The 17826-nt window shown below is 45.7% G+C and carries 14 protein-coding genes; 11 read left to right on the forward strand and 3 right to left on the reverse strand.

All coding sequences use genetic code 11. The features are described from left to right. Positions 1–43: 43 nt before the first annotated feature. From PGH26_RS02580 to PGH26_RS02595, 4 genes are all read left to right on the forward strand, one after another. The gene (locus PGH26_RS02580) at positions 44–1177 is read left to right on the forward strand and encodes an ABC transporter ATP-binding protein (RefSeq protein WP_323692473.1); all 1134 of its coding nucleotides are present in this window, start codon (positions 44–46) and stop codon (positions 1175–1177) included. Then, positions 1174–2076, forward strand: a complete 903-nt coding sequence (locus PGH26_RS02585) for a carbohydrate ABC transporter permease (RefSeq protein WP_323692474.1) — start codon at positions 1174–1176, stop codon at positions 2074–2076. The genes PGH26_RS02580 and PGH26_RS02585 overlap by 4 nt, the downstream gene beginning before the upstream one ends. 56 nt (positions 2077–2132) lie before the next feature. Continuing rightward, positions 2133–2891 carry a carbohydrate ABC transporter permease gene (locus PGH26_RS02590; RefSeq protein WP_323693451.1) on the forward strand — a complete coding sequence of 253 codons (759 nt, stop codon included), beginning with the start codon at positions 2133–2135 and terminating at the stop codon, positions 2889–2891. A gap of 304 nt (positions 2892–3195) precedes the next feature. After that, positions 3196–4545: an ABC transporter substrate-binding protein gene (locus PGH26_RS02595; protein WP_323693452.1), complete on the forward strand. Its 1350-nt coding sequence runs from the start codon at positions 3196–3198 to the stop codon at positions 4543–4545. A 931-nt stretch (positions 4546–5476) separates the two neighbouring features. Here PGH26_RS02595 and PGH26_RS02600 read toward each other — a convergent pair. The 3 genes from PGH26_RS02600 to hutG all read right to left on the reverse strand — a co-directional run bounded on the left by PGH26_RS02600 (position 5477) and on the right by hutG (position 8866). After that, positions 5477–6583 (reverse strand): M24 family metallopeptidase, encoded by a 1107-nt coding sequence (locus PGH26_RS02600; protein WP_323692475.1) that lies wholly within the window; start codon positions 6581–6583, stop codon positions 5477–5479. Positions 6584–6702: 119 nt separating this feature from the next. Then, a complete protein-coding gene (gene gltS, locus PGH26_RS02605) occupies positions 6703–7911 on the reverse strand; it encodes a sodium/glutamate symporter (RefSeq protein ID WP_323692476.1) in 1209 nt (402 codons plus the stop codon). Further along, positions 7901–8866 (reverse strand): formimidoylglutamase, encoded by a 966-nt coding sequence (hutG, locus tag PGH26_RS02610; protein ID WP_323692477.1) that lies wholly within the window; start codon positions 8864–8866, stop codon positions 7901–7903. The genes gltS and hutG overlap by 11 nt, the downstream gene beginning before the upstream one ends. Before the next feature lie 130 nt (positions 8867–8996). Here hutG and PGH26_RS02615 point away from each other — a divergent pair, with 130 nt between their 5' ends. The 7 genes from PGH26_RS02615 (at position 8997) to PGH26_RS02645 (ending at position 17734) form a co-directional block, all read left to right on the forward strand. Beyond that, positions 8997–9875 carry a LysR family transcriptional regulator gene (locus PGH26_RS02615; RefSeq protein WP_323692478.1) on the forward strand — a complete coding sequence of 293 codons (879 nt, stop codon included), beginning with the start codon at positions 8997–8999 and terminating at the stop codon, positions 9873–9875. Positions 9876–10354: 479 nt separating this feature from the next. Beyond that, complete coding sequence (locus PGH26_RS02620) at positions 10355–11089, forward strand: polysaccharide deacetylase family protein (RefSeq protein WP_323692479.1); 735 nt, start codon at positions 10355–10357, stop codon at positions 11087–11089. Further along, on the forward strand, positions 11079–11687 hold the full coding sequence (locus PGH26_RS02625; protein ID WP_323692480.1) for a DedA family protein: 609 nt from the start codon (positions 11079–11081) through the stop codon (positions 11685–11687). The genes PGH26_RS02620 and PGH26_RS02625 overlap by 11 nt, the downstream gene beginning before the upstream one ends. A gap of 12 nt (positions 11688–11699) precedes the next feature. Beyond that, the gene (locus PGH26_RS02630; RefSeq protein WP_323692481.1) at positions 11700–12878 is read left to right on the forward strand and encodes an MGDG synthase family glycosyltransferase; all 1179 of its coding nucleotides are present in this window, start codon (positions 11700–11702) and stop codon (positions 12876–12878) included. Between the two features lie 236 nt (positions 12879–13114). Then, positions 13115–14938, forward strand: coding sequence for a S8 family peptidase (locus PGH26_RS02635; protein WP_323692482.1), 1824 nt, complete (start codon positions 13115–13117; stop codon positions 14936–14938). Positions 14939–15301: 363 nt separating this feature from the next. Next, positions 15302–16477 carry a hypothetical protein gene (locus PGH26_RS02640; protein ID WP_323692483.1) on the forward strand — a complete coding sequence of 392 codons (1176 nt, stop codon included), beginning with the start codon at positions 15302–15304 and terminating at the stop codon, positions 16475–16477. Positions 16478–16492: 15 nt separating this feature from the next. Further along, positions 16493–17734, forward strand: coding sequence for a metal-dependent hydrolase family protein (locus PGH26_RS02645; protein ID WP_323692484.1), 1242 nt, complete (start codon positions 16493–16495; stop codon positions 17732–17734). Positions 17735–17826: the final 92 nt, after the last annotated feature.

The raw sequence follows: 17826 nt of genomic DNA on the forward strand, positions 1-17826 counted from the left end.
TGACAGGTCAGATGGAAGTTGACTACCCGAAAGGATGGATTGGATGAAAAGAGTCGAACTGATTGACGTGTCAAAGTCTTATGACAAACAAGTCGATGTGATTTCGAATATCGACGTAACGATCGAACCCGGAGAATTTTTTGTGCTGGTCGGTCCTTCTGGGTGCGGTAAGAGCACGATGCTGCGGATGATCGCCGGCCTGGAAGAGATTACAGATGGAGTACTTCAAATCGGCGGGAAAATCGCAAATCATTTATCTCCTGACAAGCGCGAGCTATCGATGGTCTTTCAAAACTATGCGCTTTATCCACATCTAACCGTTCGTCAAAATATAACATTTGGGCTCGATGTTAAGAAAGTGAAGAAAGCTGTGCAAACAGAAAGGGCGAACGAAGTCGCAGAGATGCTCGGGTTAACCGGTTTTTTGAAACGGAAACCGCGCGAACTTTCAGGAGGACAGCGGCAGCGGGTTGCGCTTGCACGTGCGATTGTGAGTGAAGCGCCAATTTGTTTAATGGATGAGCCTCTTTCTAACTTGGATGCGAAGCTGAGAGCGCATATGAGGACAGAGATTCGCAGAATTCAGCGTAAACTCGGCATTACGATGATCTACGTAACGCACGACCAAGTGGAAGCGATGACGATGGGTGACCGGATTATGATTCTGCATGAAGGAAAGATCCAGCAAGTCGGAAAGCCCGTCGACATCTACAACTTCCCAGCAAATCCTTTTGTTGCGACGTTTATCGGATCACCGCCGATGAATGTCAGTCCAGCTAGAATGGAACCGACGAAATCAGGGATTTTCATTGAGGATACAATTCATATCCCGATGAATGAAGACCAATTGATTGCGAGTTCTGCAAGGTCGCTGCTCGCAGGAATTCGGCCCGAGCAAATAAAACCGGTTCTAACAGGAAGTGAAGTCGGGAATAAGATACAAGTTGAAGTGACGAATGTAGAGATTTTAGGGAATGAGACTGTATTTTCATTCCAAGTAGGGCAGCGGGAATGGATGGCAAAATGGAGTGGCCAATGGGATATTGCGATTGGCGATCATGTTCCGATTTTGTTAGGTTCTGAATTCTTCTGTGTATTCGATGAAGAGACGGGAGAGCTGATCCGTAAACCTGAAGGTCTTGAGCACCTTTCGATTGCGAAAGAGGTGAGCTTATGACGGCAGTTCGAGCTCCTGGTATGTGGAAACGTTCTTCCGATGTGCGTGTTGGATTTTTATATCTGCTGCCATCCATCATCTTATTTGCAGTATTCCTATTTTATCCGATGATCCGGACGATTTATCTAAGTTTCTTTTTGACTGATCAAAACGGCAACGCCGCGGTCAATGTCGGCTTCGAAAACTACAGCTACTTGCTCACATCAATGGAATTTTTGAATAGTATGAAGGCAACCGGGTTATTTGTCTTATATACAGTGCCCATCGGAATTATTCTAGCATTATTTTTCGCGTTGCTCGCAAATGAGAAATTGAAAGGAATCGGCTTTTTCAGAACGATGTATTCGTCGACGATGGGGATATCTGTTGCGGCATCTTCAGTGATCTGGTTATTTCTGTTTCATCCAAGCGTAGGGTTATTCAATCGGATCCTGCTCGCCATTAATCTCCCGCAAATTCAGTGGCTGCTGGATCCGGAGTGGGCACTGCTGTCAATTGCAATCTCCACGATTTGGATGAACACCGGATTCTCGTTTCTGATTCTTCTTGGAGGATTGCAGAATATCGATGAGCATCTGTATGAAAGCTCACGAATTGACGGAGCGGACTACTTTTACAGACTTCGGCGTATTACGATTCCCATGCTGTCCCCAACATTATTTTTCATCATCACGATTTCTTTGATCAATGCGTTCCAGACCTTTGGCCAAATTGATATTTTGACGAAAGGCGGGCCTTCCCAATCGACAAACCTGATTGTCTACTCGATTTATCGGGAAGCGTTCATCAATTATCAGTTTGGAACTGCCAGTGCGCAAGCGGTCATTCTTTTTATCATCATCCTGGCAGTTACGATCCTTCAATTTAAGCTTCTCGAAAAGAAGGTGCATTATCAGTGAGAGACTCGACGCTTAAGAAAGTCTGGATTTACTTTTTATTGATCGTTACTTCGCTTATGGTGTTCTTCCCTGTGTTGTATGCGTTCATGATTTCGTTTATGAGCGGACCGGAAATTTTACAAGGACGATTTTTCCCGGAAGTCTTCAAGTTTGATAACTATGTGAAGGTGTTCGATAGACTTCCGCTGATGAACTACTTGTTGAACAGTTTCATCGTGTCGCTGACTGTGATGTTCGGGCAATTAGTCGTTTGCAGTCTGGCGGCCTATGCGTTTGTATTCATCCCATTTAAAGGAAGGGATTTCGTATTCTTCTTATTCATCTCGACGATGATGATTCCGTGGGAAGCGACGATGATCCCGAACTTCTTCACGATTCAAAAGCTCGACTGGCTGAATACGTATCAAGGGATGTCGTTGCCGTTTTTCGCGCTCGCATTCGGAACGTTCTTGCTGCGCCAGCATTTTAAAACGATTCCGAAAGAGTTGCAAGAGGCGTCGCAAATTGCAGGTCTCGGCAGGTTTGCATTCTTTTGGAAAGTGATTTTGCCAGTCTCGAAAACGAGTCTGGTCACACTAGGGGCATATGGGTTCCTGACGACGTGGAATATGTACTTGTGGCCGCTGCTGATCACGACGAATAGTTCGGTGCGAACGGTTCAAATTGGACTAAAGCAGCTGCAGTCTCAGGAGATGTCAACCGATTGGGGGGTGGTCATGGCTGGTGTCATCGTCGTCATCATTCCGACGTTATTGCTGTTGTTTATCGGACAAAAGCAACTTCAGAAAGGGTTGTCGCAGGGGGCTTTGAAGTGAAGGTGTTAGCTAACGGTGTTGCTTAGTACAAAATGTGCTCTCAACGCTTCGCTTTTGTTCGCAAAAGCCGTTCTTCGTTACGGCTTTCACTGCAGGTGGACGCGGGCCTACAGGATGTAGGTCATGCAACCGTTGCGGCAGGACGCTGCGAACTTAGGTTGTTACCATAGCTGATTCCTAAGGAGACGCCACCTCCCGTTTCGAACAACGGATATTGTGTGACTAAGCAATTCCAAAATGAGGAACATAAAGATGAAAACTTTGAGACGGGGTGTAGAGGAAGATGAGGAAAACTGTGAAGCTTATGTTATTATTTTTAACGATAATTAGTTTGGCGGTACTTGCAGCATGTACGAATAGTGACTCCAGCACGAAAAGTGAGGGCACTAAGGAAGACGGCAGCAAAGGCGAAGCGACAAAGACAGAGGATGGAAAAGTGTCGATTGAGTTTTGGCACGCGATGTCGGGAACCGGGCAAACTTCGTTGGATGAAATCGTTGCGAACTTCAATGATTCCCAAGATAAATATGAAGTAAAAGCTGAATTCCAAGGGACCTATGAAGAATCATTGACGAAACTGCGCAGTGTTGGCGGAACGAAAGATGCTCCTGCTATCACGCAAGTCTTTGAAATCGGTACGAAGTATATGATTGACAGCGGTTATATTGAGCCGATCCAGAAGTTTATCGACAAGAATAATTTCAATGCAGATGAGCTCGAACAGAACATCTTGAACTACTACAAAGTGGACGATGAGTTGTATTCCATGCCTTTTAACTCTTCGACGCCAGTGATGATTTATAACAAAGAAGCGTTTAAAGAAGCTGGACTTGATCCAGAAAAAGCACCTGAAACGTTTTCTGAAGTGATCGATGCAGCTGCTAAGTTGAAAAAAGGGGAAATGTACGGATTCTCGATGCTGACATACGGCTGGTTCTTTGAGCAATTACTCGCAACACAGGGCGGCGAGTATGTGAATGAAGACAACGGCCGTACTGGAGATGCAACTGAAGCTGCATTCGACAGTGATGAAGGACGGCTGGTATTTGAAACGCTTGATACGATGAATAAAGCGGGCACGTTCGGTAACTTCGGAACAAACTGGGATGACATCCGTGCGGCATTTGCTTCTAAGAAAGTCGCAATGTATTTGGACTCATCTGCAGGTGTTGCGGGAGCAATCGATACAGCGCCATTTGAAGTCGGAGTTGCTTATATTCCATATGCTGATGAAGTGAAGCGCAATGGAGTCGTCATTGGAGGGGCATCGCTTTGGATGTCGAAAGGAATTGCTGAAGAGGAGCAAGACGCTGCTTGGGAATTCATGCAATACTTAACGACGCCTGAAGTTCAGGCGAAGTGGCATTTGGATACTGGTTATTTTGCAATCAACCCGAAAGCATATGATGAAGAAAACGTGAAAGAGAAGTGGGCGGAGTTCCCTCAATATAAAGTGACTGTGGATCAGCTTCAAGATACGGTGCCAGGTTACGCAACTCAAGGTGCACTCATCTCCGTGTTCCCGGAGTCGCGCCAGCAAATTGTAACGGCACTTGAAGACATGTATCAAGGCAAAGATCCGGCGGAAGCATTGAAACAAGCAGCTGAAGGTACGAATCGTGCGATTGAAGTTGCGAATAAAACGAAAAAGTAAAGGTGATGCGCTCCGCTTTGGCGGGGCGTATTTTTTTGTCTTGGAAGGGATGGGCTATCCCGCTAAATTACGTGCTTTCAGCGTTCTCCGACAGTTTATGGTGTTTGTCTGACACATGGAGTGTTTTCTCTGACGCAGGGTCGTATTTCTCCATCACATAAGTGGATTTCTCCGACACATAGCGGAGTTTCTCGATAACGGGACACAATTCAAGTGCGGAAAGGGATGAATTGGTGGCGCTGCGCGCGTTTAGGGGTGGGCTATCCCGCCGAATACATGACTTCAGCGTTCTCCGACAGTTTTATGGGGTTTGTCTGACCCATGGAGTGGTGTCCCTGTCACAGGATCGTATTTCTTCATCACATAAGTGGATTTCTCCGACACATAGCGGAGTTTCTCGATAACGGGACCCAATTCATGTGCGGAAAGGGATAAATTGGTGGCGCTGCGCGCGTTGAGGTAGGGGCTATCCCGCTGAATACATAACTTCAGCGTTCTCCGACAGTTTGGGGTGTTTGACTGTCAGATGGAGTGTTTTCTCTGACACAGGATTGTATTTCTCCATCACATAGGTAGATTTCTCCGACACATATGGGAGTTTCTCGATAACGAGACACAATTCAAGTGCGAAAAGGGATTGATTGGTGGCGCTGCGCGCGTTGAGGGATGGGCCAGGGGGGAATCGGCCAAACGGATAGAGAAATCGGCCGTATGTCAGGTTGAATCAGCCAAATGCCGGCCTGAATCGGCCAGATCGAGAGAGAAATCAGCCAGATGCCAGAGTTAATCGGCATCGGGACACAATTCAAGCATGGAAGAGGATAAGTCGAGCTGCCCAAAGCGAAAGATCTATGCAATCCCGTCACCAACGCAAAAAAGCCATCCCATGAATCAGCAACAATGCCAGATTCATGGAACAGCTCGGCTGAACTCAGCCTAAGATTCTTAGTTCGCGCGGGAACGTAGACAGTAATTCGACTTCGCCGTCTTCGTTAATATAAACGGTATCTTCAATGCGGACGCCGCCTTCGCCTGGGATGTAGATGCCAGGCTCGATTGTGAACACGAGGCCGGGTTCCGCGATTTCTTCGTTGTTCATGTGAATGGAAGGCTCTTCATGGACTTCAATTCCGAGACCATGGCCGACGCGGTTATTGAAATACTCACCGAAACCTGCTTCTTGAATGACGCTTCTTGCAGCAATGTCGAATGTTTTTACAGGATTGCCAGCTTGAACTGCATGGATACCAGCCTGGTTTGATGCCAGTACTGTATCGTAAAGGAGCCGCTGGCGATCGGAGGCTTCTCCGATAATGAACGTGCGCGTCGTATCGGACATGTAACCGTCTTTAGCGACTCCGAAATCGATTAGCAAATAATCACCGACTTGCAGTTTGCGCTCGCCAGGCTCACCGTGAGGCAATGCCGCTTTTTCTCCAGATAACACAATCGTAGAGAACGATGGACCATCTGCACCGAATTTACGCATTAAGTATTCAAGCTCAGCAGTCAGTTCAGATTCAGTCATGCCGACTTTCACGAGCTTGATGCCTTCTTCAAGAACGCGCTCAATAATTTCAATCGGCTTTTTGAGTGCGGCAATTTCTTCACGTGTTTTCCGTTTGCGCAGCTTGTTGATGAACGCCTGAACATCTGCCACTTCTGCTGCAGGGAATGCGGTGCGGAATTCGTTGTAGCGGAAATAGCTGAATGCTTTCGCTTCGATTCCGAAGCTTCCTGACAGGTCACCGACAGTGGAACGAATAACGTCAAACGGAAGTTGTTCATCCGAAATCGCGACAATTTTTTCGATATCAGAGCTCTCTGCAGCTGCATCCTTATCAAGTGCAGGGGCGAAGAGAATCGTTTTCCCTTCGGATGCTTCCATGAAGAGCCCTAGAAAACGCTCGTGTGGATCTGAGTTGAAACCTGTGAAATAGAATACGTTGGCGGGATCCGTTACGAGCACCGCAGAAAGTGATTGGTCTTGAAGATGTGTGCCCAGCGAGCGGCGCCTTTTTTCGTACATGTCAGTCATGATGAATTCCTCCTGGATATGCAGTATATGGCTTAATTATGACGCAGATGGAAGAAGAACGACAGGAATTTGCATAGAAAACCAGCAAAAAACCGGCTGCGGGGAGCCGGTTTTGCAAGTTAACTGAAGATATTCATCGTTGTAATGATGATTGGCATCGAAACAACGTCAATTAGGAACGCGCCGACAATTGGAACGATTAAGTACGCTGTGCGTGATGGGCCGTAACGTGCCGTTACAGCTGCCATATTGGCCATAGCATTTGGAGTTGCGCCAAGTCCATGTCCTGCAAAACCTGCGCACATCACTGCGGCATCGTAGTTTTTGCCGAGAATGCGGAACAGAACAAAAATCGCAAATAGGACAAGGAATACAACTTGTACAAAAACGATTACGAGCAGTGGAAGGGCAAGATCCGCAACTTCCCATAGCTTAATGCTCATAAGTGCCATGGATAAGAAAATCCCCAGAGCAACATCGCCGATAAGAGTGATGCTGCGCATATGCACGATATTGCCGTTAATGCGATCGACCACGTTACGAATGACAACTGCAACAAACATCGCGCCTACATAGTTAGGCAAGACGATGGGGTTTTCCATAAAGGAACTTGTAACTTTCTCAAACAGTTCACCCAGCAATGATCCCCCCGCCATAGAAGCGACGATGAGGAACGCTTGCATCGTGAAGTTGTCGACATTGATGGCAGGGTCATGGGCTTCTGCAACATACTCGTGAGACTCTTCTACTTCACTGGATTTTAAGTCGTGTTTTTTGATCAAATACTTAACAAGCGGTCCGCCGACCAATCCGCCTGCAACCAAACCGAATGTTGCAGCGGCAATTCCGATAGAGAACGCGGAATCGATTCCCATCGCTTCCACAGTGGTTCCGTAAGCGGTCGCGCCGCCGTGTCCGCCTTCCATGGAGACAGCTCCGGCCATCATTCCGATAAGAGGATGAATGTCGAACAAGTAGGACATGGAGACACCGATGACGTTTTGCATAATCGCAAGGAATCCGCAAGCGACCCAATAGATGATCAAAAGTTTTCCGCCCAGTTTAATGAGGGCAAAGCTTGCGCCAAGCCCGACTGTTGCGAAAAACGTCAGCATGAATAAATTTTGCAGGGATGTATCGAGCGTGAAGCTCACAAGCCCTGTTGCTTTCAAAATGGTTGCGAGAATCGCGAATAGCAATCCTCCGACAACGGGGGCAGGAATACAGAACTTCTGTAAAAGCTTGGTTTTACGCACGAGTGCCGTGCCGAGTAAAAACAGCGCCATTGCTAGGAATAGCGTCGTTATTTGATTCAATTCAATCGTCATTCTGTAAACCTCCAAGTAATGAGACAATCGCTTCGTTCGTCAAGTAGGCGCCCAGTTTTACAGTACGGCCGCCTTCATCGAGTGAAGGATTGATTTCTGAGATGTCAAATGAAAGCGTTTTCTGTTCAGATGCAACCATGCGGATGAGTTCTCGCACTTGCTTAGGGGAAAGTCCGAAAGGTGAAGGTGCACTGACGCCAGGAGCAACAGCAGCATCCAATACGTCGGAGCAAAGTGTTAGCATTATATAATCTTGTGATGCAATGAATCGGTGAAGCTGCGTATAGATCTGTTCCACTGGCAGTTCTCCTAATTCGCGTTCAGTTAAATAGTGAACGCCAAGGCGGTCTGCTTCGTCAAATAATGACTGAGTGTTGCCAAACTCTTGAATGCCTACGACGTAATAAGATGTAGTGGCATCGGTATCAAGCATTTGTTTGAACATAGTCCCTGAAGACGTCTGTTCTGTATAACTGCGTAAATCGAAATGTGCATCGATGTTTATGACACCGATTTTTGCATCAGGACCGGCAAATTCCCGGACACCTAAATAGTGACCGAAAGCGGTTTCATGTCCGCCCCCAAGAATGACAGGCTTCATATTGGCTTCCAAACTTTCCCGTACGGTTTGTCCGAGTTCTTGCTGGGCCTGTTCAAGCTGGTCATCTTTGCACGCAATTGTTCCTAAATCTACTATAGTATGGGACTCTGGCTGTCTCCATGGAAGCTTCGCTAGTTCCTGGCGAAGTGAATCCGGTCCTGCAGCAGCTCCAGTGCGTCCGTTATTTCGTCGAACTCCTTCGTCAGATGAAAACCCGATCAGTGCGCAAGTTGGATTGGCAGCGCTTTCTTTCGGAGTGTTCAGCTGCATGACTTGGTGAAGACGAAATGCTGCATGATTGGTAACATCATCGATTCGGCCGCTCCAGATTCCTGGTTTCGTTGCGTTGATCATAAGGGTCACCCTTTCAAAGTTAAGTGCAATTCGCTTCATTATACGAGCAGTCATTTATTAATTCAAATATCTAAAATTCATTTACTTATGCCTTTAGGGTATAATAGATCGAAAGAAGGAGATGAGGAGAATGGACATTAAACAGCTTCGTTACTTTGTAGCTGTCGTGAAAGAAGGCGGTTTTTCCGGCGCTGCCGCTAAATTACATTTGTCCCAGCCTTCACTGAGTAAAGCGGTCCGCACGCTAGAGGAACAAATCGGATTTCAGTTGCTGGAACGGACGACGAAACGAGTTAATATGACGGAATCGGGGCAAGTGTTTTACAAGCGTGCCTTGTATATCCTTGCTGAAATGGACATCTTTGAAAAAGAAGTGAATGAAGTAAAAGTGGCGGGCAGCGGGGAAGTCCGGCTGGGGATGATTGAATCCGTGAAAAACTGGATACCGAACGTATTAAGCTGGTACAGAAAGCAATACCCGGACATGCATGTTGTCCTAAAGGAAGTCCTGGGACGCAATGATATTGAGCAGGCACTTCGTGATTATGCAGTGCATATTTGTTTGACAAATGAATTTATCGACGAACCGGATATTGTAACGGCTCCTTTGTATACAGAAAAACTGGTGCTGGTCATGAGTGCCAGTCATCCGTTAGCGAATCGGGATACTGTTCATCTAGCTGATCTGTCAGAGGAACCTTTTATCATCACGAGTAAAGGGTTCCAGACGAGAAAGAATATAACAGAAGCGTTTGAAGAAGCGGGCGTGGGCATGAATTATTCTTACGATGCAGATCGTTTCGAAACCATTTTGACATTAGTCGAAGCGGGAATAGGAATCTCCATTATCCCAAGAAATTATATTGGAGAAGTCGTTCCCGATCATCTAGCCATTCGTGAACTTGACAGCCCGAGCTTAGAGCGGACGGTGTACCTCGCTTACGTGAAAAACCGATATCGTCCCCCTGCAATTGATGCGTTATTGCAAAGGATGCTAGAGAGCGTTTGATAAAATACTGAATTACAGCAATCCTTGTTAGCAGGGGATTGCTGTTTATTTGTAGTTAAGGAAAGTAGAAACAGGATGAAAATGGTTGGAATCCAGGTGGATAGTAAAAAATCGAATGTTAGTTTAGTCTTCGAGAAGGTGCATACTCCACAACGCTTGCACACAATAGCCATAATCTTGTATCTGTCGGTACGAACACAGCAGATGATCCCTTTGTTTGTGGAATAACTTCTGCTGCAGTATTCGTTGCATCGAAGCCAATACAAAAATATGAAAAGGTAAAGAAACCGTGCATGAACGCTATGCACGGTTTTTCCATATAACTAAATAGACACTTCCAGCTCCTCTTTCGAATCTTAAGAAAGTCTTCATGAATTCCCTAGTTATTTCAAAAGAAAGATTTGTCATACTTATAATGTTCAACTGCCAAAAGAATGGGTAAAACATAGTATACAAGAGATATGAGAGGAGGGAGATGGATGAAGAAATGGAGACTGATTGTCTTTGCTGTTCCATTACTGTTCTATAGTCTTTACACAGTTGCCGCAACGCTGTTTATCCGCACGACGAGTATTGGAATTCGGAAGAAGGTCCGTAACGGAAATGGAATTGTGCTTACATTCGATGATGGTCCGAATCCGCTTTATACACCCAAACTGCTGGATTTGTTAGCGCACCATACTATTAAAGCTGTCTTTTTTGTAGTAGGAGAGCATGCCGAAAACAATCCCGAAATCATACAACGAATGCATGAAGAAGGTCATTCCATCGGCATCCATCATTACAAACACGTTTCGAATTGGCGTCTCACTCCCGAACAAACCCGTCAGCAAATCAGTCGGACAGCTGAAGTAATTAAAAGGATTACGGGAAGCGAACCTGTCTTTTATCGACCGCCTTGGGGGCGTTTCAATCTGGCAGCTCCGATTGTCTCCCGGCGATACGAAACGATCATGTGGTCGTACATTTTAGGGGATTGGAAAGTCCGGACTTGCAAGGAAACTTTGGCCGAAAAGTTACGTGCCATTCCAGCAGATGGCTCAATTGTTGTGCTGCATGATGATGGAAGCAACCCCGAAGCGGATGACAAAGCCCCGGCACATATGCTTTCAGTGCTGGAATCGTATATTCAGGAAACGACTGAAAACGGAATCCGGTTCCTATCTCCTGATGAATTGATGATGAGTGGACAGGGGCAGAGTCATGTCCATTGAAGCGCTGACAGATTATCTGCTTCAGTATGGCAGTATCGTCATTTTCATTTTATTGTTTTTTGGAATCGTCGGTATTCCTTCCCCTGAGGAATCCCTGATTTTTTTGATCGGTGTTTTGATCGCTCAGCATCAGCTTCACCCGATTCCCTCTGCGATTGCTGCGGCTGCTGGGGCGTTTGTTGGAATGCTGACAGCGTATGCCGGCGGTCGATTCATAGGATACCCGCTGCTGCACAAAGTGGGGAAATTCATCGGATTGACAAAGGAACGCTGGGAAAAAGCGGAGCAATCGTTTAAACGAAGACGCAAACGGACGGTGCTGTTCGGATTTTACATGCCGGGTATCCGGCAAATCAGTCCTTATTTTGCGGGACTGACAGCCATGCCGTTCTTTCAGTTTGTCACGCTCGCGATCTTTGGAACAATCCTTTGGGTGATGCCTTTTCTAATTGCAGGCTATGTACTTGGCCGCTCGTTTCATGTCAATCCAAGTTATGCCCCGCTCGTAGGTGTGTTTTTCTTAGTGATGATGGCGGGCTGGCTGCTCGTTAAAAAAGTGAAATCGAAGAAAGCGAAAAACAGTGAATCTCGTACATAGGAGGTGCGGAAATTGAAGAAGATCTTGTTTTTTCCCCATTTACAAATGCAATCAGGACATCATCAGGCAGCAGAAGCGCTGATGGATCTCATCCAGCAGAGATATCCGGAAGCGGAAGTGAAAAAAATCGATTTATTATCAGAAACGAATAAATTGCTCGAACGGGTGATTACAACGGGCTATCTGCAATGGATAAAATTTGCACCCCGTCTATACAGCAAGACGTATAAGAAACTATATTTCAGCCAAGAACCGATAGACGAACAGTATATTTGGCATCAGCCGCTGTTTTTGCATAAATTAAAAAGAATGTTAAAAGAGGAGCAGCCAGACCTCATTTTCTGCACACACAGCCTGCCTTCCTGCATGCTCAGCAAATTGAAATTATCAGGTCAGTGCCAGGTGCCTGTCGTGAATGTCTACACAGACTTTTTCGTCCATGATTACTGGGGACATCGTGGAATTGATGCACATTTCCTGCCGACATTAGAAGCGAAGGAACAGCTTGCAAAGGATCCGAATGTACCTGGAAAGCTTATGGTCACGGGTATTCCAGTTCATCGTAAAATAACCCGTCCTGACAGTAAGACCGGATTGCGCCAGAAACCCCGCAAGCCTGTCATCCTTTTGGCTGGTGGAAACAGTGGATTAGGATGTCCCTCCCGCATGCTGCAGGAACTGGACGAAGCGGCGGATTTTCAATTTGTCGTGCTGTGCGGTCATAACGAACGGCTCTATCAGAAAATCAACTCTTGGAATCTCCCGCATATCCGGCCGCTAACCTATGTAACTTCCCGGGAAGAAATGAACGCTCTCTATGAAGCTGCAGACGCAATGGTCACAAAACCTGGCGGCGTCACAGTCAGCGAAGCGCTGCGCAAAAGGATCCCGATGTTCATCCATTCCGCATTGCCTGGTCAGGAAGAAATGAATTTGGAGTCGCTCATTCCAAAAGGACTCGTTAAACAGCTGGTACCCGGACAATCGCTAGTTGATCAATTGAAAGAAACTCTGACAGATGAGCAGCAGATGGAATCGTGGAATAATGCCATGGATGTCTATGCTGCCGAATTGACCACCCAAACGGATGAACAGATTCTAAAGGTCATCGAAGAGCTGCTGGCTCCGGCAGAAGAAAAAGTTCACAACAAAGCAACATCGCTAAAGCGCAAATCGGTAACAGCTACGTAAGGAGGAAAGATTCATCAAAAAAACGTTTCGAATTCGTAATAAAACCTTCAGCCTGCGCCAGTCACTGCATCGCAGGCTTTTTGCTATGCGTTCTGGGGAATGAGCAGCTGACTTTGGATGTGCCATAGAATCATCTTACTCTGAAAGAAAGAAACTCTGACTTCTTCCTATAAATCCACTCTATTTGAAACCGATATACCTAATGAGAAATCCAATGTTGAAAGAAGGAAGTTAGAGTGGGCAAGATACGCTTTTGTTTTACGTTCGTCGCTGCAGCCCTATTAATTACTGTCAGTCTGTTATCCGGAAATCTGGTTTTTGCTAATGCGGAGACACCGCCAGTGAACCCGGTTACTCTCCATGAAACAACGAGTGAACTTCTCGTACAATATGTCGATGTTCCAAGGTCGATTGCAACTGTTCCTTCGATACCTGCAGAAACGGAAGAAGTTACGGATATTGCACCTTCCGTTCAGCTGTTGAGTTATGAAACGGCATCAGATATGAAAGAGGCGGCTCAGCAATTGGAGAAGCATCCGCTCGTGAAGCGGGTTGAACCGAATGTTGAGCGCACAGTGTCAGCGGTCGCAAATGACCCCTATTATCGCAACCAATGGTGGATTCCTCATGTGAAAGCACCAAGCCTTTGGAATCTTTCAAGTGAACAAATCCGACCTGCTGTTGTCGCAGTGATTGACTCTGGGATTGATCGTTCCATCCCGGACTTTAAAGGACGAATTGCTCCGGGGGGATATAATTTTGTGGAGAACACAAGCGATATCACTGATACCCACGGACATGGTACAAGTGTGTCAGGAGTTATTGCTTCAGTGTTGAATAATCAGTACGGCATCACTGGAATTAGCGGTCCTTTCGATGTCTCCATTTTGCCGCTTAAAACAATACGGGGAGACGGTACAGGAACCGTTTCTATGAATATCCAGGCAATTGACTATGCGATTGAAAAACATGTCGATGTCATTAATATCAGCCAAGGCGGAATGACCCCGTCGCAAATCGAAAAAGATGCCATTCGCCGTGCTGCAGATGCAGGAATTCTCATTGTTGCATCCGCAGGAAACGACGCGGAAAAAGGAAATCCAATCATGTATCCGGCAGCGTACGATGAAGTGCTTTCTGTTGCGTCTGTAAACGAATCGAATAAGCACTCTGCATTTTCCACATATAACGAAGGAGTCGACTTGAGTGCCCCCGGTGAAAGAATTGCCACCAATCATCCGGGCGGAACGCTCATCTATGCATCAGGCACATCATTTTCCGCGCCCATTGTAGCGGGTGCAGCAGCCATGATAAAGACGGAGCTGCCGAGCCTCAGCCCTGGACAAGTAACTGAGCTGTTAACAAGTTCGTCAACAGACTTAGGAACTCCAGGTAAAGATCCATACTATGGAGATGGAGTATTAAATTTGGAGCTGCTAGCAGCCGCAATGAATAAGAAAATACTAGAGACTAAAATTGTACATCCAACGAGTATTCAACTGGACAAAAGCACGCTTTCGTTAACAGTCGGGAATCCTGCCACTCGATCTGCTGCTGCACTTAAAGCGACAGTCCTGCCGGAAAATGCCGCAAACCGTTCGGTCATTTGGAAATCTTCAAATTCAACTGTTGCGTTAGTCGATGAATCAGGAAATATCACAGCGCGAAGTGAAGGGAAGGCCACCATTACAGCAACGACTGCTGATGGCGGGTTAAGTACTTCCGCAACTGTCACAGTGACAATGATTGCACCATTTACCGGTGATTTCCCGGATATGACAATCGATGACGCCAAGATATTTTCCGTGAAGTTCAATACACTGCTCATAGCCAGTCGAAATTATGGAAATGATATTGCAGTTTCCCGAAACGCCGATGGAACAAATGTCGTAGGCGGAGTCAGCGTACAAGTAGACGAGGGAAATCCGCACATTCTTTATATAAAACCAATAGAACGCTGGGAAAAAGGAGTATTCTACCTTACTATCAAAAAAGGGCTGCCTGCGGATTCCGGAAAAACGTTAATCCGCAACACAAAATTGAAGTTTATTGTCAATTAACAGCTCATTATGGTGACATCAACCGTGCGATATTCATTCGCGCGGTTTTTTAGTGAATAAAAGAAGTTATCAAAACATCACTTTTTTTATAATAGTATAGGAAGGATCTATTAGGAATTCCTTTAAAGGATAAAGTATCCTGAAAAAGGAAATGAATACGAATGCAATTGTTAGAAAATCTTTCATTTATACAAAACTGATAAGGTCAAGGAAGTAAGCGATTACAAAATATAACTAACTGACAGAAAAGTCGAAAGGTATCGAAAAAACTATTTACATATAAAAAAATGGGTGATATATTGGATACCTCGCAACGGACGTACTGCGAAATACTAGTTCAAACATATAAGGGGGATGAGCCGAATGCTTTCAAATCCACTAATAGCAACCGTGTTAATACTATCTTTAATTGCCCTTGGCGAATGGCTCTCCATTATTTCAAGAGCAAGAGTTCCGATGCTGCTTACAGCAATGGTCGGATACTTGGTACTCTCTTGGACTGGAGTATTCCCTGCAGACCTTCTGGAAGTCTCTCAATTTGCCGCACTTGGTGCCATCCTAATTGGTCCGGCAATTGTTCATATGGGAACTATGATTCCATTTTCGCTCTTAAAGACGCAATACAAAGCTGTCATTATCGCCCTTGGCGGAGTCTTGTTTTCAGGGATTTTGATTTTACTGATCGTTCCATTGATTTTCGATTACCCTACAGCGGTAGCGGGGGTTGGACCGATCAGCGGCGGTATCATCGCTCTTCTCGTAACCACTGAAAAGTTGAAGGAAATCGGTTTAACATCCATCGTTATTATTCCAGCTCTTGTAGTAGCATTCCAAGGCGTAGCGGGTATGCCGCTTGCGATGCACTTCATGAAAAAATATGCCGGCGTCATGCAGCGTCAAATTGACGACGGCTCATTTGTTTCCATGACAGGAAAATCTTTTGCTGAAGATGAAATTGAAGAAGCTGCACCTAAAAAGAAGAGTCCGCTCCGTTCAAGTGCAGTCCTGAAATTGTTCTTCGTCTTTGCAGGTGCAGGAATTGGAGTCACGCTAGGTACAGTCACACCCATACACTACACACTTTGGTGCTTAGTAATCGGGATCATCGGTCTGAAACTCGGTGTGTTCGAATCCAGTGAATTGGAACGGGCAAACTCATTTACAATTACTATGATCGGAATTATTTTCGTCGTCATCGGTTCGATGGCTGGCGTATCACCAGGTCAGGTGCTGGAAAATCTGCCTGCCATTCTTACAATCCTTGTGATTGGGACAATCGGAATTTCAGTTGGCGGCTATCTTACCGCGAAACTTGTTAAATGGAACCCGTACAAAGGAATGCCGGTTGCATTAACTGCGTTGTTCGGCTTCCCAGGCGACTATATTCTTTGCGAAGAGGTCAGCCGGAGCTGTGCACGAAACGAGAAAGAAGAAAAAATGATTTTCAATGAATTGCTTGCACCGATGATTATCGGTGGATTTACAACAGTAACCGTTGCATCCGTAGTCATCGCAGGTATTTTGATCAACACACTATAAACTGGAGGGTTTTTCATGACACACACAATTATTAAAAACGGACTGCTAATCGATGGAACAGGTGCAGAACCGAAAGAAGGTCACATCGTAGTCGTAAAGGATAATAGAATTGAGTATGCAGGAGAAGAGTCAGGCTATACAGCAACTGGCAATGAAACCACAATCGATGCACAAGGCGGAACGATTACACCGGGATTCATCGACACACACGTTCATATAATGTTTGAATACTCACCAGTGTCACAGCGTCTGGCTACTCCGTTTTCGTACATGTATTATCAAGTTCAAGAATATATGAAAACAACGCTAAATGCGGGAGTTACCTCAGTTCGCGATGCGCTTGGTACGGATTTGGGGGTAAAAAAAGCTGTAGAAGACGGTTTGGTTTCCGGACCGCGCATGCAGCTGAGCATTAACGCGTTAACGACTACGGGCGGACACGGTGACGGTTACACAGTTTCAGGGAATACGTTGGATTTAATGCATTCAGACTATCCTGGGATGCCAAACGGGATGTGTGACGGCGTTGAGGAAGTTCGCAAAAAGACACGTGAAATGCTGCGCGCTGGCGCTGAAGTCATTAAAGTCCACGCAACTGGCGGTGTATTGAGTGCAACGGATCACCCTGAATTCACTCAGTTTTCATTGGAAGAACTGAAAGTGATTGTAGAAGAAGGGAAGTTCCGCAAAAACACACGTGTTATGGCCCATGCACAAGGTGCAGAAGGGATTAAGAATGCAGTCCGTGCAGGCATTCATTCAATTGAACACGGAATCTTCATTGACGATGAAGCGATTGAACTTATGGTCGAGAATGGGACATTCCTAGTACCCACGTTGCTCGCTCCTGTCGCAGTTCTCGAAACGGCAGATGAAACAGGAATGCCGGCAAGTGCTGTTGAAAAATCCAAAGAAGTGATTGATATCCACGTTGCCAGCTTCACGAAAGCATACAAAGCAGGCGTGAAAATCGCAATGGGTACAGATGCCGGCGTATTCAAACACGGCACGAACTTGCGTGAACTTGAACTGATGTGCAACGCAGGAATGACGCCGATGGATGCGATCGTCGCTTCTACAAAAACTGCGGCAGAATGTCTCGGCTGGGAAGAAAATGTAGGGACCATTGAAGCCGGCAAATTTGCAGACATTCTGGTGATTAAAGGCAACCCGCTGGAAGACATTAAGTCTCTATCGAATCATGATACGATTCAAGTTGTTATGAAAGACGGCAAGATTGAAAAAGACATTCGATAATTTGATTTCCTCCATATATATTCATATGGAGGAAATTTTTTATCCAGTCTTAAACCAATTAGTTAGCTCTAAATACCTTTCTTAAAACAAAT

It is taken from the genome of Sporosarcina jeotgali (genome assembly GCF_033304595.1).
GTDB classification, from domain to species: domain Bacteria; phylum Bacillota; class Bacilli; order Bacillales_A; family Planococcaceae; genus Sporosarcina; species Sporosarcina jeotgali.